The organism is Baekduia sp., assembly GCF_035685985.1.
GTDB lineage: Bacteria > Actinomycetota > Thermoleophilia > Solirubrobacterales > Solirubrobacteraceae > Baekduia.
Genome location: NZ_DASRZV010000020.1, coordinates 21,951 through 44,939, shown reverse-complemented (window position 1 = coordinate 44,939; position 22,989 = coordinate 21,951). Strand labels below are relative to the sequence as shown.

Here is a 22,989-nt window from a genome sequence, read left to right as displayed (position 1 = left end):
ACCAAAAGGCGTACCCACGCGAACCGGCGCGAAACGGGCGCGTTTTCTGGAGGTGTCAGTCCACGAAGAGGTCGGCCTGCAGCTCCGCGTCGCTGCCGCCGTAGGAGTAGGCGCTGAGGTCGGTCACGCCCTCCTCGGCCAGCACGTCCTCCACGAGCGCCAGGTTCCCGGTGTACTGCCGGCTGTCACGGGTGAGGATCGCGTAGGCCGCGTCGGCGACGATCTCGGGCTTGCGCGACTTGGCCATCGCCGCGTCGCCGCCCAGCAGGTTCTGGACCGCGGCGGTCGCGACCAGCGTCTTGGGCCACAGCGCGTTGAACGCGATGCCCTCGCCCTTGAACTCCTCGGCCATGCCGAGCGTGCAGAGGCTCATCCCGTACTTGGCGATCGTGTAGGCGATGTGGCCGCCCAGCCAGCGCGGCTGGAGGCTGATCGGCGGCGAGAGCGTCAGGACGTGCGCGTTGGCCGACCGCTTCAGGTGCGGGACGCAGGCCTTGCTGACCACATAGGTCCCGCGCGTGTTGATGCTCTGCATCAGGTCGTAGCGCTTCATGTCCATCGCCTCGGTGCCGGAGAGGTTGATGGCCGAGGCGTTGTTGACGCAGATGTCGATGCCGCCGAACTTCTCGACGGTCCGGGCGACCGCGTCGGCGACCGACGCGTCGTCGCGGATGTCGCCGACGATCGGCAGCGCCTGGCCGCCGGCCCGCTCGATCTCCTCGGCGGCCGTGTACACGGTGCCTTCGAGCTTGGGGTGCGGCTCGGCGGTCTTGGCGATCAGCGCGACGTTGGCTCCGTCGCGCGCCGCGCGCACGGCGATCGCGAGGCCGATGCCCCGCGAGGCACCGGAGATGAACAGGGTCTGGCCTTCGAGCGTTCGGGACACCCGCGCATCCTAAACCGGCGTCACGTCGCTGACGAAACGGTGCAAATCCGCACGTACTTGTACCACTTGATGTAGGCGGAACCTGAGAATGTTGCACCAGCGTGCGCCAACTTCGCCACTTTGGACCGCTAACCGTCGCGCGGTTCACGATTCTGAGCGATGATGTGCACAGCAACAATCCCTGAACCCAAGGAACGCCATGCCATCCATCACCAGCGTCGATGATCAGCGGTACGTCAAGGCGCTCTCCCATCCACTCCGAGTGCGAATCCTGGGCATCCTCGAGGAGCAGCCTGCCAGCCCGGTCGAGCTGAGCCAAGTACTCGACGCCACCCTGGGGACGATCAGCTACCACGTGCGCCAGCTCAACGAGCTGGGGCTGCTGGAGCTCGTGCGCGAGACGCCCCGCCGCGGCGCCATCGAGCACCACTACCGCGCCAAGCCGCGCCCGAAGAGCGGCGGTGAGCAGTGGGACAGCGTGTCGGTCATCGCCAAGCAGGCCGTGATCGGCGCCGAGCTGGCCCAGACGACCGAGGTGGCCACCCGAGCGGCGGGGGTCGGCGGCTTCGACTCCGATCACGCCCGGCTCGAGCGAGTCCGGCTGGCGCTCGACGCCAAGGGCGTCGAGCAGCTCTCCAAGGCCGTCGGCAAGCTCGTCGACGAGGCGCGCAAGATCCAGGAAGCGGCCTCCAAGCGCCTGGGCAACAACGGCGCCAGCGCCACGGATACCGCGCTCGTCGCGATGCTCTTCGACGCCGTCGGCGCGCCTGACCCGAGCGCCGGCCGGCCCGCCCCGACGCAGAAGCCGCGCAAGCCGAAGCGACGTTCGTCCTGAGAGTCCGGTCACAACCCCGCCGCACGTGCGTCCTAAGGGACATGGCCCCAGGACGCAAGGACCGCTGCGGCGCACGCTCCCGGCGCGGGAACCCCGACGACGAGCCCCACGTCCCCGAGACGCAGGAGCTCGGCCTGACCGGGCTCGGCGAAGCCTTCATCGAGGCGCTCAAGCACGACGAGCGCTTCAGCGAGGTCTTCGCCGACCCGTTCGGGGAGAAGCAGGAGGGTCCGGCGGCGACGGCCTGACGACTCGACGTCCCCACCGCGCGGCGCACGTCTTCCGCTTGGGCGTCGCGAGGTCGAGTGAGGACGCGCGAGGCGGCCGTTCCGCGCGCGGGACGGCCGCCCGCCGCGCGTCCTTCACTGAACGCGTACGATCCTTCGACCATGCCCGAGATCTCCCCCGCGCTCTACCGCGCCGGCGAGGGCGAGCCGCTCGTCCTCATCCACGGCTTCACGGCGACCTGGCGGTGCTGGCTGCCGGTGCTCGGGGAGCTCGTGCCCCGCTTCGAGGTGATCGCCCCGACGCTGCACGGCCACGACGGCGGCTCGCCGCTGCCGCCCAGCGACCACCCGCACTCGATCTCGCGTGCGGCGGACTTCCTGGAGGAGCACCTCGACCAGCTCGGCGTCGGCACCGCGCACCTGGCCGGCAACTCGCTCGGCGGCGCGCTGGCGCTGGAGCTGGCCAAGCGCGGCCGCGCGCGCAGCGTCGTCGGGATCTCGCCCGCGGGCGGCATCCGGCCCGACGACACGGCCGCCGCGCTGAAGGTCATCAAGGTCTTCTCGCGCATGCAGTCGACGACGGCCCGGTCGCTGAAGGTGCTGCCGAAGGTCATGGCCCGGCCCGGCCTGCGGCGGATCGCGCTGCGCGACGTGATGACGCGCGGCCACCAGGTGCCGGCCGCCGAGGCGATCGGGCTGGCGCGCTCGTCGGTGCGCTGCGAGATCGTCGAGGACGTCTACACGGTGATCCGCAACGGCGAGTCGCACCTGACCGACCTGGACCAGATCGACGTCCCGACGCTCATCACCTGGGGCTCCAAGGACCGCATCCTGCCGATCGACTCCTTCTCCCCGCGCCTGCGCGCGGAGATCAAGGACGTCCAGTTCCGCGTCCACCCCGGGATCGGCCACACGCCGATGTGGGACGACCCCGGGCTGATCGCGACGACGATCGGCGACTGGGCCTCCGCGGCCGCTACGACGCCGCAGGCGCCGGCGCCCGCCGCGGGCGACCCGGAAGCCGCCGCGACGGCGTAGCCGCGGCGCCGGTCCGGCCGGCGTCGCCCGCCGCCCCGTCGGCCACACGCGCCAGGCCGGTGGAGATCCCGAGGACGAAGAGGCCGCAGAAGGCGAGCATGAGCAGCGCGGCGGGCGTCCAGAGCCAGCCGGGCACGTAGTCCTTGCGCTCGGTCTGCATGACCTTGCTGTCGGCGAGCATCGTCGCGGTGAAGTGGTCGGGGCGCGTCACGCCCGGCGTCGGGATCGAGGGCTCGCGCGGCAGGTGCAGCGGCAGCGCGATCAGCGCGCGGCCCGACTGGACGCGGATGTTCGTCTTGAACGTGCCGTAGAGCGGGACCGCGCCGTCGGTGCGGAAGACGCCCGGCGAGACCTCGACGAGCTGGCGGACGACGCGGCGGCCGCCCTGCCAGGCGAGCACCTCGCGCATCTCGGCCTTGCGCGCGAGCCTGCCGCCGTCGGAGAACCGCACGGTGGCGACCGCCGAGCGCTGCGCCCCGCTGACCGGCGTCAGCGTCACGTCGGCGGTCAGGCCCTTGGGGTTGCTCACCCACAGCGCGTTGGCGCCGAGGACCACGAGCGTCGCCGCCGCGGCCAGGCCGACGCCGCGGCGCACCGGCCGCGCGGGCAGCTCCTGGCGCAGGCCGGCGCCCAGCAGCGCGCCCAGCGCGCCGCCCGCCAGGCCCGCCAGCGCCGCGCTCGGCAGGCCCTCGGCGATCAGCGACGGCGTCCACGGCACCGGCGCCCAGACGTGCGTCCACGCGTACTGCGCGGCGAAGCCGACGGTCCCGCACAGCAGGCCGGCGGCCGCGCCGAAGCGCAGCGCGCCGCGCTCGGGCCGCAGGGCGAGCGCCAGCAGCTCGACGCCGATCGCCTCCACGAGGAACAGCGGCATCGCGGGCACCGAGCGGCCCAGCGCCCACACGGCCAGCTCCAGCGCGCCGCGCAGCACGAGGTACACCGCGACCACGCGCAGCGCGCCGCCGCGGCCGAGCACGACGCGGCCGCACGTCAGCGCGACGCCGCCGGCCAGCGCGAGCAGCAGCGGGTGCCAGACCACGCGGAACTGCGGCACGCCCCAGTCGAACTCGGTCGCCCAGAACGCGATCGCGAACAGCAGCGCGGCGGGCAGCAGCGTGCGCACGACGGTCTCCGCGGTCGGCACCACCGTGCCGCCGCGCGCTCGGCGCGACTCCAGCGCCAGCACGGCGAGGACCGGCACCGAGAGGATCGCGCCGTTGATCATCACCAGGTGCGTCGGGCCCCAGAGCGTGACGTCCTGGCCGAACATCCGGTGCCAGAAGTCGTCCAGCGGGAAGCCGGTCAGCGCGAACGCGCCGCAGGAGATCAGCAGCGCGCCGCCGACCGGCAGCTTCAGGCCGCCCGCCCACGGCGGCAGCCTCACCGCCACCGGCGACGGCGTCTTGGTCTTCTCGTGCAGCGCGCAGGACATCAGCCCGGCGGCGAAGAGCCCGTAGAGCGCAAGCAGGATGAAGTAGTGCGACGGGTTGGCCAGCGGCCCGGGGTCGCGGCCGGTGTCGATGTGCAGCGAGATGTCCCAGAAGACGCCGAATCCGCCGCACACCAGCGCCAGCGAGCCGACGAGGAACGGCAGACCCGCCCACGGCTCCATCGCCAGCAGCCGGCCGGCGGCGTCGCCGGCGCGCGCCAGCACGGTCGAGCGCCCCGAGCGGTGGCGCATGATCAGCGTCAGCAGCACGGCGGTCGTGATGGCGGCGAAGCCCGAGGCGATCGCGATCTGCTCCAGCGGGGCGCCCGCGGCGGGCGTGTCGGCGGATGCGGCGAGGATCATGGTCGGCGCAATGTACACGACTGTACGTACAGCTGTGTACATAGAATGTCCGTCCATGGCCCGGATGAACGCGCAGGAGCGCCGCGACCAGCTGCTCGACGTCCTCTCGGGGATCGTGCTGAGCGAGGGCTACGGCGCGGTCTCGATCGACCGCGTCTCCCGCGACGCGCAGATCGCGCGCACGGTCATCTACTCGCACTTCGACAACCTCGACGGCCTGCTGCACGCGCTGATCGAGCGCACCGAGCAGCGCGCGCTGGGCCAGATCCGCGCGGTCATCCCCGACATCGACTTCGAGGAGGACCCCGACGCGGTCCTCGTCGAGGCGCTGCGCACGTTCCTGACGATGGTCCGCGACGAGCCCGACACGTGGCGGCTGGCGCTGTTCCCCGTCGAGGGCGCGCCGCCCGAGCTGCGCGAGACGATCGCGCGCGTGCGCGGCGGGCTGCTCGGCCTGCTGCAGCCGGTCGCCGTCCAGGGCCTGGAGCGCCGCGGCGGGCCCAAGGGCCTGGACGTCGAGCTGTTCAGCCGGATGCTGATCGCCTGCGCCGAGGAGGGCGCCAAGCTCGTGCTCAGCGATCCGGACGCCTACCCGCCCGACCGCCTGGCCGCGTTCACCGAGACGATCATGGGCGCGGTCGCGCGCGGTTGAGAGTACGGTGACGTTCATGAGCAAGCTGAAGGGCAAGGTCGTCCTGATCACCGGCGGCGCGCGCGGCGTCGGCGCCGAGACCGCGCGGCGCCTGGTCGCCAAGGGCGCCAAGGTGGCGCTCGTCGACCTCGACCGCGAGCCGCTGGCCGCGCTGGAGGCGGAGCTGGGCGCCGCCAACGCCACGTCGATCGTCGGCGACGTGACCAAGCTGGAGGACATGGAGGCCGCCGTCGACCATGCGCTCAAGGCGTTCGGCCGGCTCGACGTCGCGATGGCCAACGCCGGCATCGCCTCCTACGGCAGCGTCCTGGCCGTCGACCCGGCGACGTTCCGCCGCGTGATCGACGTCAACGTCAACGGCGTCTTCCACACGATCCGCGCGGCGCTGCCCGCGCTCATCGAGACCAAGGGCTATGCCTTGGTCGTCTCGTCGCTGGCCGCCTACGCCGCCTCCCCGGGCCTGGTCGCCTACCACGCCTCCAAGGCCGGCGCCGAGCACTTCGCCAACGCGCTGCGGCCCGAGGTCGGCTACCTCGGCGTCAAGGTCGGCTCGGCGCACATGTCGTGGATCGACACGCCGCTGGTCCAGGACGCCAAGAACGACCTCAGCGCGTTCCGCACGATGCTGCAGCGCCTGCCCGGCCCGCTCGGCAACACGACCTCCGTCGAGGCCTGCGCCGACGCGTTCGTCAAGGGCATCGAGCGGCGCAAGACGCGCATCAGCGTCCCCGGCTGGGTCAACGCGATCCGCTGGCTGAAGCCCGCGCTGACCACGCCGCTCGGCGAGCGCGAGACCGCGCGCCACGCGCACGAGATCGTGCCGCTGATGGACCAGGAGGTCCTCGCGCTCGGCCGCTCGATGAGCGCCCGCACCGCCGCGCTGGACGAGGACCGCCAGCCGGTCACGTGACACCGCCATCCGGGGCGCCGTGACGTCTGTCACGCGCGCCTCGGGAGGTGACCTCCTGGCCTGGAGCCGCGCGATCCGCGATCGTGACGGATCATGGAGTCCAGCACGCTGACGACCGGGATCCGCCTGGAGGGCCTGGTCAAGACGTTCCGCACGCCCCACGGCCCCGTCGAGGCCGTGCGCGGCGTGGACATCGCGATCGAGCCCGGCGAGACGGTGGCGCTGCTCGGCCCCAACGGGGCGGGCAAGTCGACCACGATCGACATGCTCCTCGGGCTCGCCGAGCCCGACCAGGGCACGGTCTCGCTGTTCGGCGGCGCGCCGCAGGACGCGATCGCCTCCGGCCGCGTCGGCGCGATGCTGCAGACCGGCGCGCTGCTGCGCGACCTCACGGTCCGCGAGCTGATCGCGATGATGGCCTCGCTCTACCCGCGGGCGCTGGGCGTCGACGAGGTGCTGGAGCTGACCGGCCTGGCCAAGGCCGCCGAGCAGCGCACCGAGAAGCTGAGCGGCGGCCAGGCCCAGCGCGTGCGCTTCGCCTGCGCGCTGGTCGCCAACCCCGACCTCCTGGTCCTCGACGAGCCGACGGTCGCGATGGACGTCGAGGGCCGTCACGCGTTCTGGGCGACGATGCGCGAGTTCGCCCGCGGCGGCACGACGATCGTCTTCGCCACGCACTACCTGGAGGAGGCCGACGACTTCGCCGACCGCGCCGTGCTGATGGCGCACGGCCAGGTCGTCGCCGACGGCCCGACGACCGAGATCAAGGCGCGCGTCGGCGCCCGCACGATCCGCGCGACGCTGCCCGACGCGCCCGACGCGGCGCTGATGACGCTGCCCGGCGTCGCGAGCGTCGATCGCCGCGGCGCGGCGGTGACGCTGCGCTGCTCGGACTCCGACGCCGCCATCCGTGCCCTGCTGACCCGCTTCCCCGAGGCCCGCGATCTGGAGATCAGCGGCGCCGGCCTCGAGGAGGCCTTCCTGGAGTTGACCGCCGCATGAGCGACCTCGCCTACACCCGTTACGAGCTGCTGCGCGCCTTCCGCAACAAGCGCTTCCTGTTCTTCTCGCTCGGCTTCCCGCTGATGTTGTACTTCCTGACCGCGGCGCCGAACAAGAACACCGCCAACCTCGAGAAGACGGGGCTCAGCGCGCCGCTCTACTTCATGGTGTCGATGGCCTCGTGGGGCACGATGACCGCGATGCTCAGCACCGGCGCGCGGATCGCCGGCGAGCGCCAGGTCGGCTGGAACCGCCAGCTGCGGATCAGCCCGCTCTCCGCGTTCTCCTACCTGCGCGCCAAGGTCGCGATCGCCTACCTGATGGCGGCGCTGTCGCTGGTCACGATGTACATCTCGGGCGCGGCGCTCGGCGTGTCGCTGCCGGCGCGGGACTGGCTGGAGATGACCGCGCTGATCGTGATCGCGCTCGTCCCGTTCGCGGCCGCGGGCATCTTCGTCGGCCACAAGGTCACGGTCGAGTCGGTCGGCCCGGCGATCGGCGGCGGCACCGCGGTGCTGGCGCTGGTCAGCGGCACGTGGTTCCCCGTGACGTCGGGGTTCCTGCACGACTTCGGGCAGATCCTGCCGTCCTACTGGCTGGTGCAGGCGGGGCGCGTGGCGCTGGGCGGCGGCGCCTGGAACGCCACGGGCTGGATGGTCGTGATCGGCTGGAGCCTCGTCATGACCGTGCTCGCGGCACGCGCATACCGAAACGATACGAATCGCGCTTAATGGATCCTGGCCGATCAGCGAGGCCTAGCGTTTTCGCCCAGCGGGTTGCTCAGAGGTGAGATGATCACCGATCGTGACACCCACCATTCCGTCAACACGCCGCCAGCAGATCGTCGAGGCCGCCCGCCGGCTCCTTGAGGAGCAGGGGCCGACGGCGCTCTCGATGCGCAACGTGGCCGCGGAGATCGGCATCCGCGCGCCGTCGCTCTACGAGCACGTGACCGACAAGCGGGCCCTGGAGAGCGCGATCATCGCCGACGCGCTCAACGAGCAGGCCACCGCGCAGAGCACCTTCCTCGCGAGCTACCAGGGCGATGACCCGCTGATGGGCATGGCCATGAACTACCGCGACTGGGCGCTGGCCCATCCGCACCTCTACCGCCTCATCTACTCCCGCGACCTGGACCGCGACGAGCTGGCGGTCGCCGAGGCCGAGCAGCATGCCGCGCGGCCGCTGCGGTCGCTGACACGGGGCGACGTCCCCGCCTCGCGCGCGATCTGGTCCTTCGCGCACGGGATGGTCTCGCTGGAGCTGGCGGACCGCTTCCCGCCGGACACCGACGTCGACGAGCTGTGGCGGCGCGGGATGCGGGCGCTGGGGACGATGCTCGCCTAGGCGAGCGGCCCCGACTGCCTAGAAGTCGGTGGCGTCGATCTCGTCGGCCAGCGCGGTCAGCGCGCGCAGGCCGCCGGCGATCGGCGGCAGGTCGAGGTACTCGTCGAGCCGGTGCGCGTTGCCGCCGGTCGACACCCCCACGGTGATCGCGGGGACGCCCGCTCCGTAGGCCGCGTTGGCATCGGTGGACGACGCGGTCTCGAGCGCGACGGGCAGGCCGGCGCGCTCGCGGGCCCGACGGGCGCAGGCCGGCAGCGGATGGCCCGCGGCCAGCGCGCCGCCCGGGCGGTGGCCGAGCTGCTCGACCTCGACGGCCACGCCGTCGGCCCGCAGCGCGCGGCGCAGGTCGTCGGCGAGCGCGCGCAGGTCCGCGTCGTCGCCGCAGCGCAGGTCGATCACCGCGGAGGCCTCCGCGGCGATCGCGTTGACGGTCGTGCCGCCTTCGATCGTCCCGACGTTGAACGCCACGTCGTCGCGGTCGGTCGGCAGGGCGTCCAGCGCGGCGGCGAGCATCGCCACGAGCGCGTGGACGGCGCTCGGCGCGCCGCGGTCGGCCCACGAGTGGCCGCCCGGCCCGAGCACGGTCACGCGGAAGCGCAGCGACCCGACGGCGCCGACCGCGATCGCGTCCAGCATCGTGCCCTCGACGGCGACGAACGCCGCCGGCGCGTGCTCGGCCACCAGCGCCTTGGCGCCGCGCAGGTCGCCCAGGCCCTCCTCCCCCACCGTCGCCACCAGCCACAGCGGCCGCCGTGGCGGGTGGTCGCGCAGGTGGCGGGCGAGGTGCAGCAGGGCGGCGACGCCCAGCGCGTTGTCCCCGATCCCGGGCGCGGCGAGCCGGTCGCCGTCGCGCCTGAACGCGATCTCGGTGCCGGCCGCGAAGACCGTGTCGAGGTGGGCGGCGAAGACGACCGGCGGGGCGTCGCCGGGTCCGAACCGCGCGATGACGTTGCCGACGGCGTCGGTGTCGACCACCGGCGCGCCGGCCTCGGCGAGCAGCGCGGCGACCAGCTCGCCGCGCGGCCCCTCGGCGAACGGCGGTGCCTCCACCGCGCAGATCCGCCGCGCGTCGGCGACCGCCCGATCGGCGGCCGCCTCCGCATCGTTCACAGCACCTTGTCCAGGAAGGCCTTCGTGCGCTCCTCGCGCGGAGCGCCGAGCACCTCGGCCGGTCGGCCGGCCTCGACGATCACCCCGCCGTCCATGAACACGACCGTGTCGCCGACCTCACGCGCGAAGCCCATCTCGTGCGTGACGACGACCATCGTCATGCCGGTCCTGGCCAGCTCGCGCATGACCGCCAGCACGTCGCCGACCAGCTCCGGATCCAGCGCCGACGTCGGCTCGTCGAAGAGCATCAGCTTGGGATCCATCGCCAGCGCGCGGGCGATCGCCACGCGCTGCTGCTGACCACCCGACAGCTGCGACGGGTAGTTGTTGAACTTGTCGCCCAGGCCGACGCGCGTGAGCAGCTCCTGGGCACGCGTGACCGCCTGCGCCTTCGGAACGCCCTTGACGCGCACGGGCGCCTCGATGACGTTCTGCAGCGCGGTCATGTGGCCGAACAGGTTGAAGTGCTGGAACACCATCCCGATCTCGGCCCGCTTGCGCGACACCTCGTTCTCGCGGAGCTCGTGCACCTTGTCGCCCTGCTGGCGGTAGCCGACCAGCTCGCCGTCGACCCACAGGCGCCCGGCCTGGATCTTCTCCAGGTGGTTGACGCACCGCAGGAACGTCGACTTGCCCGAGCCCGACGGGCCGATCAGGCACGTCACCTCGCCCGGCTGGACGGTCAGGTCGATGCCCTTGAGGACCTCGAGGCGCCCGTAGCTCTTGTGGACCTGCTCGGCCCGGACCATCGGCTCGCTCATACGCCGACCGCTCCTTCCGGAGATCGCTGGAAGCCGCGCCCGAAGTGCCGCTCCAGGAAGTACTGCCCGATCGACAGGATCGTCGTGCCGACCAGGTACCACATGCTGATCACGATCAGCAGCGGGATCGTCTTGTAGTTCTGCGCGTAGATGAGCTGCGCCGCGTAGGTCAGCTCGGTCACCGCGATCACCGACGCCAGCGACGTCGTCTTGAGCATCGAGATCGTCTCGTTGCCGGTCGGCGGGACGATCACGCGCATCGCCTGCGGCAGCACGATGCGCCGCATCGTCTGCGTGCGCGTCATGCCCAGCGCCTGCGCCGCCTCCGACTGCCCCTCGTCGACCGAGAGGATGCCGGCGCGCACGATCTCGGCCATGTAGGCGGCCTCGTTGAGGCCGAGCGCGAGGATCGCCGCGGTGAACGGGTTGATCAGCGTGTTGGCGTCGAGGTGGACGCCCGGCAGCCCGAACGTGATCTGCGGGTAGATCGCCGAGATGAAGTTCCAGAACAGCAGCTGGACCAGCACGGGCGTGCCGCGGAAGATCCAGATGTAGATGCCGCTGGCCCCCGAGACCATGGGGTTCGGCGAGAGGCGCATGACGGCGAGCAGGATGCCGCCGAAGACGCCGATCGCCATCGCGATCACGGTCAGCTCGAGCGTCTTGACGATTCCGCGCATGATGCGCGGATCAAACAGGTAGTCACCCACCACTCCCCATTCGAAGCGCGGGTTGGTCGCCACCGACCGGGCCATCAGGACCGCGATGACCACGACGATGGCGGCCGCGATCCAGCGTCCAGGGTGTCGGACCGGAACGGCCTCGATCGCACCGTGGACGCTGCCGGCCGAGCCCTCCCCAGGCCCGGCCGGGTTCTGCGTCGAAGACATCTGACCTCGCTAGCTCTGGGCCCCGTTGATCACGGGGTTCGAGATTGCGCCGGCTTCGATGCCCCACTTCGTGAGGATCTGCTTGTACGTCCCGTCGGCGATCATCTGCTTGACGGCCGCGAGCACCGGCTCGTCGAGCCCGCTGCCCTTGGGGATCGCGATGCCGTAGGGCGCCTCGCCGTACGGCGTGCCGACGAGCTTGAACTGCCCGTTGGACTTCTTGACCTGGTAGGCGGCGACGGGCGAGTCGGCCATGCCGATCTGCGCGCGGCCCGACTGGATGGCCAAGTTGGCGCCGTTCTGGTCGGGGAACGTCGAGACCTTGACCTCCGGCTTGCCCGCGGCCTTGCACTTCTTGGACTGCGCGGTGGAGTCGTCGGCCTGGGTCGTGCCCTTCTCGACGGCGACCGTCTTGCCGCAGAGGTCGTCGAGGCCGGTGACCTCGGTACCACCCTGCGCCTTGGTGTAGAACGACGTGCCCGCGTTGAAGTAGGTCACGAAGTCGACGGTCTGCTCGCGCTCCTTGGTGTCGGTGAACGACGACATGCCAAGGTCGTACTTCTTGGCGGCCAGACCCGGGATGATCGAGTCGAAGCCCACGTTCTTGACCTCGACCTTGAGGCCGAGCTCCTTGCCGATGGCCTTGGCGAGGTCCGCGTCGGCGCCCTCGACGGTCTTGCCGTCGGAGGCGATGAACTCGTTGGGCGCGTAGCTGGCGTCCGAGGCGACGACCAGCGTGCCCTTCGACTTGATCGCCTCAGGGACGGCGATCGTCGAGGAGCCGGTGGACGCCTGCGTCGACGCCGCCGAGCCCGACGACGTCGAGGAGCTGTTGTCGTTCGACGAGCCGCAGGCGCTCAGCCCAAAGGCTGCGACGGCCGAGGTCGCGAAGATGGCGGCGAACCGCTGGTGCTTGATCTGCATGGTTCTGTGGTCCTTATCACAACAGTGAACGGGCGGCGGGAGCATACGCTCGCCGCCGCCCGAGCACATTGGGCTGGGGTTGAGGCGCTACAGCTGCGCCGAGATCGGCTTGACGCGCTGCCTGGACAACTGGTGCATCACACGGCCAATCCAGTGCGGGTGATGGTCGGTTCCCAGGGGGCGGACGCCCTTGACCACGAACGTCACCCGGCCCTTCGTCTTCGCGTACTTGACCTTGCGCATCGCCGACTTCGGCAGCTTGGCCGCCTTGACCGCCTTGCGCAGCGAGCTGAGCTGCTTGGTCTTGACGGCGATCCGCACGTCGCGGTCGGTCGTCGCGACCGCGACGGCCTTGGAGGACGTCGCGACCTTCGGCATCTCAGCCTTGGCCAGCGGCTTCGCGACGGGCTCGATGGCCGCCGCCAGCTGCGACGCGGTCGGCGTCACGGTGCTCCGCGAGGCCGGGAGCGACGCGCCCAGCGGGTAGAGCACCGCGTTGAGCACGATCCGCTCGTCCTGCTCCTTCCAGGCGCGGAAGAACGGGTCGAACCCGATCAGGACCGCGTGGCCGGAGCCGAGCGGCTGGTCGATCACCGCCGGGCGGCCGTCGAGCTTCCCGGCCCCCAGCGCGTTGACCTGGTAGCCGTAGGCCCGCAGGCCGCCGCCGGTCGTCGTGCCGGCGTAGCTCACCACGGCGCTGGCCGCCGGGATCGTCGTCCCGTTGCCGCCCAGCGTCGCCGGGTCGTACGTCGGGTCGCTGTTGGCGTCCCGGTAGATCCAGCCGCCCTCGTCGAAGCCCCACGCGACCGGGTTGGTCGTGTCGAACCGCGCGTCGAACGTCGTGCCCGGCGTGTTGAGGCCGGAGATCGTCGACGTGTTGGCGGTGGTCATGCTCGCGTTGCGGGCCGTCGTCGTGCCGCCGGCCAGGTTGCCGACGTACACGCCGCCGGCGTTGACGAACGCCGAGATCGCGGAGAGCGACGTGGCGTCGGACGTGGCGATGCTCGTCGTCGGGTTGATCAGCGCCGTGAACCTGCCGCTGGCCAGCACGCCGCCCTGGAGGTCGGCGGTCGTCACCGGGACGATCATCGACGTGGGCAGCTTGTCCTTCTGCGTCAGCGTGAAGTACGCCTGGCAGAAGACCGTGGACGTGCACTGGCCGGTGTTGCCGGTGACGTTCGGGCCCGCCTGGTTGATCGGGTTGGTCGGGATCGTCGCGGAGCCCGTGTAGAGGCCGATCTTCGGCTTGGCCAGCGCCTTGCGGGCGACCGGGAAGGCGCCCAGGCCGGTGACCTGGACGTTGCGGGCCTTGGCCATCGCGCGGAGGTCCGCGGCACCCGACTCGAGGTCGGCCCGGGAGACCATGGCCGCGCCGGACGCGTAGCTCACGCCGTTGGCGGTGAACGGCGCCACGCCGCGGTACACCGTGACGCCCTTGTCGAGCAGCTCGGCCACGAGGGCCAGCGACTGCATCGAGTCGGTGTCGAAGGCGTACACGGGGCTCGAGGTCGCCGGGTACGACGACAGGTCGACGTCGGTCACCGGGATCATCGACGCGGTCACGGTCGCCGGCGGGTTCTGCGTGAGCCACCCGTCGCCGGCCAGGCCGCGCTGGGTCGAGTACGACCAGTCGACCACGTCGTAGTAGTAGTTGTACGGGATGAACGGGTCCTGACCCAGGACGGCCTGGACCCAGTGCTTCATCGGCTGCGCCATCGGGATGTACAGCGTCCCGGCGGGCAGCGTCTCGCTCGTCGCGTCCTTGCCGAACTCGCGGACGCCCGGGAGCGTCACCTCGGACGCGAACCGGTACACGTGCACGCCGACCTGCGTGAGGTTCTGCAGCAGCGCCGCGACGTCACCGGTGTGCTCGGACGGCTTGTAGAAGTAGCCGCAGACCGCGTCCTGGCCGCCCTCCGGCACGATCGTCTGGATCGTGTCGTGCAGCGGCGACACCAGCTTGTTGGGCTGGAGCTCGCACGCGGCGCCCTGGTCGATGGCCTGCTGCCACTGCGCGACCCACTTCTTCTGGATGTTGACCTTGTCCTGGACGGTCAGGTTGATCGTGGTGTCGATCGCCAGGTAGTGGTCGTAGACCTGCTTGGAGTAGGACTCGTCGGTCCCCTTCTCGTAGGTCATGCCGGCCGCGCCCATGATCAGCGACGGGACCGTGTCGCCGTACTCCGGCGTGAACATGTCGTAGGAGTTGTAGTTCTGGTACTGGCTGCTCTGGTCGTTGAAGACCCTCTGCAGCGCCGGCCCGATCGTGTTCTGGATGAAGTCCAGAGAGAACGACGAGATCTCGTGGTGGACCGGGTCCTCGTTGGGCGGGAAGAAGTAGCCCGTGGTCTGCTGGTGGGCGTCGATGAAGAAGACGCCCGGGTACTTGTTCATCTCCGGGATGAAGATGTCGTTCTCGACCTGGTTGCGGGTGCCGAAGTCCCGGTTGGGGTCGAAGGCCCACGAGGTCGTGCGGACGTTGTTGTCACGGCCGTCCGGGTTGCGGACGGGCATGAGGAACGTGTCCATCTTCTTGAGGCGGTCGAGGTTCTCGCAGTCGAGGCGGGCCGCCAGCTCGTAGAGCTCGCGGGCGATCGCCTCGCCCGCCGCCGGCTCGTTGCCGTGCGGCGTCGCGGTCACCCAGCCGAACGTCGGGCGCGTCGTCGCCCCCGCGAGGCCGTCGGCCTCCGAGATCGTCCCGCCGCGCACGCCCGCCCAGAACTCGGCGTCGCCGCCGGGCGTGTCGAGGTTGTCGATGTTGGCCTTGGTGCCGATCACCCAGAAGGCGATGTCACGGCCGTCGACCCCGCGGTTGCCCAGCTCGGACTTGCCGAGGTACTTCTTGACGATCCCGACGCGGTCCTTCGTCCCCGGGGACGAGTTGACCGCGGCCGTCACCGCGTCGAAGTAGAGGTCGAGGTTGTGCGTGGTGTTCTTGCCGGTCGAGCGGCCGGGACCGCCCGCCGCGAACGGCTGGATCGCCCCGTCGTCCGGGTGCTGGGAGAAGTACTGATCCCAGGTCGGCACGTTCGGGTCATAGGTCAGCGACGACGTGCAGTCGGCGGCCGACGCGATGCCGGGCAGGGCCGCCGTGGCCACGGTGGCCACGGCGGCGGTGATCAGGGCCCGAGCCCTGCGCGGGAACATCAGGAGGACCTCCGGGTCGAGCTGGCGGTCGACAGCACCGACGTGCCGTTGAACCGCACGGAGTACGAGAACGCCCCCGAGCCGGACGCGACGCGTCGGGCGGTGACGGTCTTGGTGAACGAGCAGTCGCCCTTCACGTCGATCTCGGCGTTGGAGATCGAGCGGCCGTAGCGCTTGACGACGATCGTCGCCGTGCCGCCCTGGCAGCCCTGGGCGGCGGTGACGCCCGTGGGCCGGACGACCTTGCCCTTGATGGTCTTGCGGACCGTCGTGCGGGTCAGGCCCTTGCTCGCGACGCTCACCGAGAGCCGCGGCGTGAACTTGCCCACGACGACGCTCTGCGTCGCCTCGGCGGAGCGGTCCACCGTGTCGACGACGACGGCGCGCAGCACCTGGTCGCCGACCTCGGAGCCGTTCGGGACGACCCGGCAGGACCACGGCGCGGCCGTGAGCGTGCAGACCTTCCGCGTGCCCAGGAAGAGCGCCACCTGCTTGACGCCGGCCGGGGCCGACGGCGTGAGCGCGAGGGTCGCGCCGGAGACCTTCAGCTTCCCGGAGACCGGGGCCAGGCCGATGGTCGGGCTCGCCGGAGCCGCGGGCGTGTCGGCGGGCGGCGCCTGCGTGATGACCGTCTTGGTCTCACCCTCCGTGGTGATCGTCCTGGTCTCGCCCGCGGTCGTGACCGTCGTGGTCTCGCCCGGCGTCGTGACCGTCACCGTCGTCGTCGGCGTGCCGCTGCCGTCGTCCGGATCGGTCGGCGGGGTGTCGCAGCTGACCGTGATCGTGCCCGAGGACACCGTGGTCTGGCCGAGCGAGTCCTCGGCGATCGCGCTCACCGTGCGGGTACCGCACGCGGCGTCGGCGGGGATCGCCTCGGTCGCGCGGTAATCGGGGCCCTTCGAGGTCCCGAGCTTGGTCGTGCCGTCGTAGAACGTGACGCTCTTGACGCCGAAGTCGTCGGACGCCGACGCCACGAGGGTCATCGTGCGGCCGCGGTAGACCGTCGCGTCACCGGCGATCGTCACCGTCGGAGCGGCGTCGTCGACCGGGATCGGCGCGCTCAGCACCGGCCACTCGCCGTTGGACATGTCCGACTGCTGACCGGAGCGGTACGGGTAGTAGTCCACCGAGTTGGAGGTGGTGCCCGAGCCGTCGGCGACCGAGGCCGTGCCGCTGATCGGGTTCTCCGGCACCGGCGGGTTGTCGGTCGGAGCCACCGCCGGCCCGGGGTTGGTCGAGCGGTAGTAGTTCTCGCCCCACCAGTTGTTCTCGGCCTTGAAGACGTTGCCGAGGTTGCCGGTCGACGTCGGCGAGCCGGTGGCGGTCGTCGTGCCGTCGGCGGCGAGGTTCAGGACGCCGTAGGCGTTGTCGGTGATGTTGCTGCTGCTCGCCGAGCTGTAGACGACCTGGCCGTTGGAGCTGCTGTACGAGGTCAGGCTCGCCCCGACGAGGCGGATGCCCGCGCCCAACGCGAGGTTCGCGTTGTTGGTCGAGTTCGGGGTCACCGTGCCCGACGACGAGACCGTCGTGCGGACCGGCGCGCCCGCGCCGTTGACCAGGTTCTGCGAGATCAGCGTGTCGGACACCTTCATGCGGGCGCCGGCGGTCACGCGGATGCCGTCCTGGCCGAACAGCGGCCCGGTGGTGAGCAGGCCGACCGACGAGCAGTTGCCCGTGCCGGCGTAGTTGACGCACTCGGTGCGGCCGACGATCTGGCTGGCCGTGATGACCGCGCTGTTGACCGTCCCCGACGAGGTCAGCGGCGCCGTGTCGTTGGTGGCGCCGTCGATCAGGATGCCGACCTGGTTGTACTTGTCGACGCGGGTGCGGTCGATCGTCAGCTTGCGGGCGCCGTCGACCGGTGCCAGCAGCGCGTTGGAGGTCTGCGCGATGCCGATGCCCGGCTGCGTCCCGCGCCAGCCACCGGTCTTGTTGTAGGCGTCGTTGCCCTCGGAGGTCACGACGTTGGTGACGCGCGAGCGCGAGATCGAGCCCTTCGCGTCCACGAAGACGATGCCCGCCTCGACCGCGATCGGGCGGCCGGCGGAGTCGTAGCCGTCGACCGTGACGCCCGAGATGTCGACGGTCAGCGGCCGGGTCGGGGTGCCGTCGACGGCGATGATGTCGCCGACGCCGTTGCGGATGTTCGGGCTGGCCTCCAGGATCTGCCCGCCGACGGGCGAGGAGGCCTTCGGGGAGATGTGGACCAGGCCGGCGCCGGCGCCCTTGAGCGTCAGCGACTTGGAGATCGTGAGCGCGTTCGTTCCGATCGCGCCGGTGCCCTCTTCGTAGTTGCCGGGGCAGACCGCGACCGTGTCACCGGTCGCGGCGGCGTCGATGGCGGCCTGGATCGACGTGTACTGCGCCGTGGGGCAGTCGGTCCGGTCGTCATCGACGGTCAGCGTCGCGGCGTTCGCCGCCGACGCGAGCAGGAGTGATCCGACCGCGGTGGCCAGCGCCACGGTCGCCCTTCGCGTTCGCAAGTGTCGTCCTCCGTTCAGGTTGGCGCGGATTCGCGCCGGAGCGGAGCGCAACTCTCACACGACCCTTCACACGGGAGCAACCGCCCAAATGGCGAACGTCACGTGGACGCACTACTCCCTCGTGGCAGAGGTGGGGGCAGACGGTTGGGGGGGTCTTGGACCAAAGGTCCAGTGGATTCCCGCAATTTGCGGGGATGATATTTGACTCCTTGTCAGGTTCGTCGCCCCCGATCGGTCGGGCCCCGAGGTCAGCTGCGACGGTCTGGCGCCCCGATCGCCCCCGGCTCGAGCAGCTCGGTGACCTCGATCGCGGGCACCGGCGCGACGAGCGCGGCCTCGATCGCGTCGTCGAGGTCGCGCGATGGCAACGCAACCGTGCAGTTGCGCTAAGCGGCGACCACCAGGTCGTGGACGATCCCGCCCGCCACGCGCGTGCCCGACGCGATGGCGACCGTGATCGACGGCGGGAAGACCGCCGCGTCGCCGGCCGCCCAGACGCGCGGCACCGAGGTGCGGCCCCAGTCGTCGGCGGCGATCGCGCCCATGTCGGTGTACTCGAGGCCCAGGCCGTCCAGCAGCGACGGGCGCTGCGCCAGCGGCGTGTGGATGAGCAGGCCGCCGCGCGGCAGCTCGGCGCCGTCGGCGAAGACGACCGCGGCCAGCTTGCCGCCCTCGGCGCGCACGGCGACGACCTCGCGGCCGTCGACGACCAGGCCGTCGCGGGCGCCCTCGGGCAGCGCGTCCGGATCGGCGAGGACGACGACGTCGTCGCTCCACGCGCGCAGCAGGCGGCCCATCGCGGCGGCGTGCGCGCCCGTGCCCAGGACGGCCAGCGGCAGGCCCGCGACCTCCCAGCCGTGGCAGAACGGGCAGTGGAAGACCGTGTCGCCCCACAGCTCCTCCAGGCCCGCGACGTCCGGGCGGACGTAGTCCATGCCGGTGGCGACGACCAGCTGCTCGGCGCGGACGCCGTCGACCTCGACGCCGTCGGCGTCGGCGCGGACGGAGATCGCGCGCCGCTCGCGCACCGTGACCGTCGGCAGCTCGGCGAGCTGCTCGCGACCGAGCGCCAGCAGCTCCAGCGGCGAGGTGTCGCGCTGGCCGAGCAGGCCGCCGATCGCGTGGGCGGGGGCGTTGCTGGGGGCGCCGTCGTCCAGCACGAGCACGCGGCGGCGCGCGCGTCCGAGGACGAGCGCCGCGGTGAGCCCGGCGGCGCCGCCGCCGATGATGATGACCTCGAAGTCCATGGCCACCCAGGTTGGCGGCGGATCGATGTTCTGGCAAGCTTTCATGCCAAGATGGCAAAACCCGAGGAGCTGGCCCGGCAGCGCCTGCGCGCGCTGCGCCTGGGCGCGGAGCGCACGCTGGAGGACGTCGCCGAGGCCGCCGGGATGGCGGCGTCGACGCTCAGCCGCCTGGAGAGCGGCAAGCGGCGCCTGACCGTCGACCACCTCGGCGTGCTCGCCGCGGCGCTGGGCACGTCGGTCGACGCGCTGCTGGCGCCCGAGCAGCACGACGACCCCCGCGTCCGGCCCCGCGTCCACGAGGCGCACGGCATGCGGATCGCGGCGATCTCGCGCCGCGCCGGCCCGGGCGTGCCCCGCGCCTACCACCTGACGCTGCACGCGGACCGCGGCGCGCCCGACCAGCGCTCGCACGAGGGCCACGAGTGGATCTACGTGCTCAGCGGTCGCGTGCGCCTGCTGCTCGGCGACGACGACCTGGTGCTCGAGGCCGGCGAGGCCGCCGAGTTCTCGACCTGGACCCCGCACTGGATGGGCGCGGTCGACGGGCCCGCCGAGGTCCTGGCGCTGATGGGCCCGCAGGGCGAACGGGTCCACCTGCGCACGTCGTCGTCGTGAGCGCCTGGATGGTTGATGCGAAACCGACCACGGGAATCTCGCATCAACCATCTAGCGTCGCTGGAACGTCACCTTCGTCGTCTTCTTCGCGGTCGTGCCGCCGTTGGGCGTGAAGCTCACGGTCAACGTGGACGACAGCCGCTTGTGGCGCCGCAGCGACCGCTTCCCGGAGGCCGAGAGCGTCGCCTTGACGACGTAGGTCCCGGCCTGGCCCACGTGCCGCTTGACGGCCTTGACGCCCGCGCCGCGGATCGCGATGTCGCCCGGCCCCGGGACCTTCAGCGTCAGGGTCGCCGTCGTCCCGCTCACCTTCGACTTGGTGGTGAACGCGTTGGAGGGCGCCTGGAACATCTGGACGGCGATCGTGTTGGAGACCTTGCCGCAGTTGACCGTCAGCGGCAGGGAGCCCTTCGCGTCGGCGGGCAGGGTGAACGTCAGCGCCGTCGCGGTCCAGCTGGTCGGGGTGAGCGTCCGGTCGCCGAGGGCGATCGTGCCCCCGACGCCGAGGTCGCGACCCGCGACGGTGATCGTGTCGCCGGGCCGCGGGTGCGCGTCGTAGGCGCTGAGCACGGGCGCGACGCAGCCGTACGGGTCGGCGACCTGCGCCGGCGGCGGAGCGGGCGGCTGGACCGGCGGCGCGGGCGGCGTCGAGAACGTCACGGCGTCGCCGACCGCGGTGTAGCCGCTGCTGCGCACCGCGAGCCGGACCGTGTAGGTCTGGCCGGGCAGCAGGTCGCTCAGCGTGCCCGAGACCGGGCCGGACCCCGCGCCCGCGGGGATCCTCGCCTCCGGGGTGGCCGCGATGTAGGCGCTGGAGCTCGCCTGCACGAAGAACCAGTACGCCCCGCCGAGGCCGTGGGTGTCGGCGTCCCCGTGGAACGTCGCGTGGCTCGGGGTGACGTCGGTCACCGTGCCCGTCGAGACCCGCGCGGCGGGATCCGTCGTGAACGTCCCGTCGACGCCCGACGTGGTGATGCCCGTCGCGGTGTCGATCTCGACGGCGCGGACGTGGTAGGTCGTGCCCGGCTTCAGGCCGTCGATCGAGGCCGTGACCGTCGTGTTCCCGGAGCCCGGGCCGACGTCGCGGAGCGGCGTGGCGTTGTCGTAGGACGTGCTCTCGCCGTACTGGAAGCGGTACTTGGCGGGGCCGCCGTGGAGGTCGACGACGCCGGTCAGCTCGGCGCTGACGGCGGTGACCGACGAGGCCCCGGCGGGCGCCGCGGGCGCCGTCCGGAACGTGGCGTCCTGCCCGGGCTGGGCGCCGCCCGTGCCGTTGTCGGCGACGAGCCGGAAGTGGTAGGTCGTGCCCGGCGCGAGGCCGGCGATCGGGACGACGGCGGGCTGGTCGCCCTGCCCCTCCAGGGGCGACGCGGCCGGCTCGGAGGAGCCGTAGGCCGTCGTCGTGCCGTACTCCACCGAGTAGGTCGTGCTGCTGCCCCGCGGGTCGATCGTCCCGTTGATCGTCGCGCCGTCGGGCCCGATGTCGGAGGCGAACGGCGGCGAGACGCCCGACGGCGTGCCGTCGAGAACCGGCGGCGCAGGGTCGGTGGTGAACGTCGCGTCGGCGCCGGAGATCGCGTCGTCGCCGCGGCTCCCGACGACGCGGAAGTGGTACCTGGTGTTCGGCAGCAGGTCGGCCACCGGCGCGGAGACCGGGACCGCCGAGGTGCCGTCGCCGACCGGGAGGCTCGGGGTCCTGGACCCGTAGCTGCCGTCGGTGCCGTACTCGAAGCTGAAGTCGGCGTCGTCGCCCTCGGGGTCGACGGTGCCCTCGAGCGTCGCCGACGTGGCGTCCACCGACGACGCGCCGGTGGTGACGACCGTCGGGCCCGCGAAGGCGGTGGCGGTCAGGCCCATCGCCTGGCCCTGGTCGGCGAGGTAGACGGTCCCGCCGGCCGCGTCGACGGCGAGGCCGGTGACGGCCGCGCCGGAGCTGTCGAAGACGTCCAGGTGGGCGGCGCCGCCGGCGCTGAAGTACTCGACCTGGCCGCCGTTCTCGACGACGTACAGCTCACCGTTGGTGGGATCGGTCGCCAGCGCGCCGAGCGAGACGCCGCGATCGTTGCCGTCGACCACCGTGGCCTGGAACGTGCCGCCGTCGCTGAAGCGGTCGACGCGGTTCTTGGTGGGGTCGGTGACGTAGACGTGGCCGCTGCCGTCCGCGGCGAGGCCGGCGATGCCGCCCAGCGGCGCGTCGTTGCCGTCGCCGCCGTCGAACCGGGTCTGGAAGACGCCGGCGGCGTCGAAGACCTCGACGATCGGCACGTTCGCGTCCGGGTCGCTCGTGTCGGTCGCGCCGACGTAGACGTCGCCGGTGGCCGGATCGACCGCGACGGCCGAGGGGTTCAGCGTGGTGTCGGCGTCGGGGACCAAGGCATGCTGGAAGTCCCCGTCGAGCGCGTACTTCAGGACCGCGCCCTGGTAGCTCTGGTCGGTGGCGCCGACGTAGAGCGCGCCGCTGCCGTTGGGGTCGATCGCGATCGCCTGCGCCGAGATGTAGAGCGCCGGGTCGAGCGGGAACTCGTCCTCGAAGGCCCCGGAGGCGTCGAACCGCTCCACGCGCGGCGCGGGCGCGCCGTCGGCGTCGGTGTGCGCGGTGTCGGTGACGAAGACGTCGCCGGTCGACTGCCGCACGGCGATGCCGGTCGGGCCGCCGTAGGCGAAGCCGCCGGGGTCGCCGCTGCCGGGGATGCCGAAGGGAGCGGCGGCGGTGTGACCCGTCGTCGCCCCGGCGGGCGTGGCGGAGAGCGCCAGGGCCGCGACCGCCGCGGCGAGCGCGGCGACGACCGTCCTGGCGCGTCCTTGCCGAAGGGGCGCCGCGACGGCGGCACCGATGGTGTTCCGACCCAAAACCTTGTCCTTGCTCGTTGCCTGGCTGCCGAGACGTCTCCGCAAACGCTTCGGGCAAGGTTCGGCAACGTAGACGCGACCGTGTTCGGAAGTCAAGGCGCCATGTTTGGCGCACGCACGCTCCAGGAACGACGAAAGCCCCGCAAATGCGGGGCTTTTCGCGACGCGCCCGATAGGATTCGAACCTATGACCTTCGGTTCCGTAGACCGACGCTCTATCCAGCTGAGCTACGGGCGCAGTGACAATCAGTCTAGCCCGGCCCCGCGCGGGGT

Annotated in this window: 19 protein-coding genes and 1 tRNA gene; 9 read left to right on the top strand and 11 right to left on the bottom strand. The window is 71.7% G+C overall.

From position 1 onward, the window contains the following. Positions 1-55 precede the first annotated feature (55 nt). On the bottom strand, positions 56-886 hold the full coding sequence (locus tag VFG42_RS10675; RefSeq protein WP_324908146.1) for an NAD(P)-dependent oxidoreductase: 831 nt from the start codon (positions 884-886) through the stop codon (positions 56-58). 199 nt (positions 887-1,085) lie between these two features. Here VFG42_RS10675 and VFG42_RS10670 point away from each other — a divergent pair, with 199 nt between their 5' ends. From VFG42_RS10670 to VFG42_RS10660, 3 genes are all read left to right on the top strand, one after another. Further along, on the top strand, positions 1,086-1,721 hold the full coding sequence (locus tag VFG42_RS10670; protein ID WP_324908144.1) for a winged helix-turn-helix domain-containing protein: 636 nt from the start codon (positions 1,086-1,088) through the stop codon (positions 1,719-1,721). A gap of 41 nt (positions 1,722-1,762) precedes the next feature. Continuing rightward, the gene (locus VFG42_RS10665) at positions 1,763-1,969 is read left to right on the top strand and encodes a hypothetical protein (RefSeq protein WP_324908142.1); all 207 of its coding nucleotides are present in this window, start codon (positions 1,763-1,765) and stop codon (positions 1,967-1,969) included. 141 nt (positions 1,970-2,110) lie between these two features. Then, positions 2,111-2,986, top strand: coding sequence for an alpha/beta hydrolase (locus tag VFG42_RS10660; RefSeq protein WP_324908140.1), 876 nt, complete (start codon positions 2,111-2,113; stop codon positions 2,984-2,986). Here VFG42_RS10660 and VFG42_RS10655 read toward each other — a convergent pair. Next, positions 2,925-4,778, bottom strand: a complete 1,854-nt coding sequence (locus VFG42_RS10655; protein WP_324908138.1) for a hypothetical protein — start codon at positions 4,776-4,778, stop codon at positions 2,925-2,927. The two genes, VFG42_RS10660 and VFG42_RS10655, sit on opposite strands and share 62 nt — an antisense overlap. 55 nt (positions 4,779-4,833) lie before the next feature. On the opposite strand from VFG42_RS10655, the gene VFG42_RS10650 reads away from it, so the two are divergent. The 5 genes from VFG42_RS10650 to VFG42_RS10630 all read left to right on the top strand — a co-directional run bounded on the left by VFG42_RS10650 (position 4,834) and on the right by VFG42_RS10630 (position 8,689). Continuing rightward, entirely contained in the window at positions 4,834-5,430 is a 597-nt protein-coding gene (locus tag VFG42_RS10650) for a TetR/AcrR family transcriptional regulator (protein WP_324908136.1), read from the top strand. Between the two features lie 16 nt (positions 5,431-5,446). After that, entirely contained in the window at positions 5,447-6,340 is an 894-nt protein-coding gene (locus VFG42_RS10645; RefSeq protein WP_324908134.1) for an SDR family oxidoreductase, read from the top strand. 93 nt (positions 6,341-6,433) lie between these two features. Next, the gene (locus tag VFG42_RS10640; RefSeq protein ID WP_324908132.1) at positions 6,434-7,342 is read left to right on the top strand and encodes an ABC transporter ATP-binding protein; all 909 of its coding nucleotides are present in this window, start codon (positions 6,434-6,436) and stop codon (positions 7,340-7,342) included. Further along, positions 7,339-8,073: an ABC transporter permease gene (locus VFG42_RS10635; protein WP_324908130.1), complete on the top strand. Its 735-nt coding sequence runs from the start codon at positions 7,339-7,341 to the stop codon at positions 8,071-8,073. Before VFG42_RS10640 ends, VFG42_RS10635 begins: the two co-directional genes overlap by 4 nt. Positions 8,074-8,146: 73 nt before the next feature. After that, positions 8,147-8,689, top strand: coding sequence for a TetR/AcrR family transcriptional regulator (locus tag VFG42_RS10630; protein WP_324908128.1), 543 nt, complete (start codon positions 8,147-8,149; stop codon positions 8,687-8,689). A gap of 18 nt (positions 8,690-8,707) precedes the next feature. Here the strand turns inward: VFG42_RS10630 and VFG42_RS10625 are convergent, their stop codons facing one another. The 7 genes from VFG42_RS10625 to VFG42_RS10595 all read right to left on the bottom strand — a co-directional run bounded on the left by VFG42_RS10625 (position 8,708) and on the right by VFG42_RS10595 (position 19,251). Beyond that, a complete protein-coding gene (locus VFG42_RS10625) occupies positions 8,708-9,799 on the bottom strand; it encodes a M20/M25/M40 family metallo-hydrolase (RefSeq protein ID WP_324908126.1) in 1,092 nt (363 codons plus the stop codon). Beyond that, on the bottom strand, positions 9,796-10,560 hold the full coding sequence (locus VFG42_RS10620; RefSeq protein ID WP_324908124.1) for an amino acid ABC transporter ATP-binding protein: 765 nt from the start codon (positions 10,558-10,560) through the stop codon (positions 9,796-9,798). Before VFG42_RS10620 ends, VFG42_RS10625 begins: the two co-directional genes overlap by 4 nt. Beyond that, a complete protein-coding gene (locus VFG42_RS10615) occupies positions 10,557-11,450 on the bottom strand; it encodes an amino acid ABC transporter permease (RefSeq protein WP_324908122.1) in 894 nt (297 codons plus the stop codon). The genes VFG42_RS10620 and VFG42_RS10615 overlap by 4 nt, the downstream gene beginning before the upstream one ends. A gap of 9 nt (positions 11,451-11,459) precedes the next feature. Next, positions 11,460-12,374: an ABC transporter substrate-binding protein gene (locus VFG42_RS10610; RefSeq protein ID WP_324908120.1), complete on the bottom strand. Its 915-nt coding sequence runs from the start codon at positions 12,372-12,374 to the stop codon at positions 11,460-11,462. A gap of 87 nt (positions 12,375-12,461) precedes the next feature. Continuing rightward, positions 12,462-15,482 carry a M14 family zinc carboxypeptidase gene (locus VFG42_RS10605; protein WP_324908118.1) on the bottom strand — a complete coding sequence of 1,007 codons (3,021 nt, stop codon included), beginning with the start codon at positions 15,480-15,482 and terminating at the stop codon, positions 12,462-12,464. Between the two features lie 38 nt (positions 15,483-15,520). Further along, positions 15,521-17,983, bottom strand: a complete 2,463-nt coding sequence (locus tag VFG42_RS10600) for an Ig-like domain-containing protein (protein WP_324908116.1) — start codon at positions 17,981-17,983, stop codon at positions 15,521-15,523. A gap of 407 nt (positions 17,984-18,390) precedes the next feature. Next, positions 18,391-19,251 carry an NAD(P)/FAD-dependent oxidoreductase gene (locus tag VFG42_RS10595; protein ID WP_324908114.1) on the bottom strand — a complete coding sequence of 287 codons (861 nt, stop codon included), beginning with the start codon at positions 19,249-19,251 and terminating at the stop codon, positions 18,391-18,393. 51 nt (positions 19,252-19,302) lie between these two features. Here VFG42_RS10595 and VFG42_RS10590 point away from each other — a divergent pair, with 51 nt between their 5' ends. Then, a complete protein-coding gene (locus VFG42_RS10590) occupies positions 19,303-19,866 on the top strand; it encodes an XRE family transcriptional regulator (protein WP_324908112.1) in 564 nt (187 codons plus the stop codon). A gap of 51 nt (positions 19,867-19,917) precedes the next feature. Here VFG42_RS10590 and VFG42_RS10585 read toward each other — a convergent pair whose 3' ends face one another. Continuing rightward, positions 19,918-22,716 (bottom strand): IPT/TIG domain-containing protein, encoded by a 2,799-nt coding sequence (locus VFG42_RS10585; protein ID WP_324908110.1) that lies wholly within the window; start codon positions 22,714-22,716, stop codon positions 19,918-19,920. 164 nt (positions 22,717-22,880) lie between these two features. Further along, positions 22,881-22,954 (bottom strand) — tRNA-Arg (locus VFG42_RS10580). Positions 22,955-22,989 lie beyond the last annotated feature (35 nt).

Coding starts and splice junctions, on each gene's coding strand:
- VFG42_RS10640 (WP_324908132.1), top strand. CDS start 6,434: ATGGAGTCCAGCACGCTGACGACCGGGATCCGCCTGGAGGGCCTGGTC.
- VFG42_RS10645 (WP_324908134.1), top strand. CDS start 5,447: ATGAGCAAGCTGAAGGGCAAGGTCGTCCTGATCACCGGCGGCGCGCGC.
- VFG42_RS10650 (WP_324908136.1), top strand. CDS start 4,834: ATGGCCCGGATGAACGCGCAGGAGCGCCGCGACCAGCTGCTCGACGTC.
- VFG42_RS10665 (WP_324908142.1), top strand. CDS start 1,763: ATGGCCCCAGGACGCAAGGACCGCTGCGGCGCACGCTCCCGGCGCGGG.
- VFG42_RS10610 (WP_324908120.1), bottom strand. CDS start 12,374: ATGCAGATCAAGCACCAGCGGTTCGCCGCCATCTTCGCGACCTCGGCC.
- VFG42_RS10635 (WP_324908130.1), top strand. CDS start 7,339: ATGAGCGACCTCGCCTACACCCGTTACGAGCTGCTGCGCGCCTTCCGC.
- VFG42_RS10620 (WP_324908124.1), bottom strand. CDS start 10,560: ATGAGCGAGCCGATGGTCCGGGCCGAGCAGGTCCACAAGAGCTACGGG.
- VFG42_RS10655 (WP_324908138.1), bottom strand. CDS start 4,778: ATGATCCTCGCCGCATCCGCCGACACGCCCGCCGCGGGCGCCCCGCTG.
- VFG42_RS10595 (WP_324908114.1), bottom strand. CDS start 19,251: ATGGACTTCGAGGTCATCATCATCGGCGGCGGCGCCGCCGGGCTCACC.
- VFG42_RS10590 (WP_324908112.1), top strand. CDS start 19,303: ATGGCAAAACCCGAGGAGCTGGCCCGGCAGCGCCTGCGCGCGCTGCGC.
- VFG42_RS10615 (WP_324908122.1), bottom strand. CDS start 11,450: ATGTCTTCGACGCAGAACCCGGCCGGGCCTGGGGAGGGCTCGGCCGGC.
- VFG42_RS10660 (WP_324908140.1), top strand. CDS start 2,111: ATGCCCGAGATCTCCCCCGCGCTCTACCGCGCCGGCGAGGGCGAGCCG.
- VFG42_RS10670 (WP_324908144.1), top strand. CDS start 1,086: ATGCCATCCATCACCAGCGTCGATGATCAGCGGTACGTCAAGGCGCTC.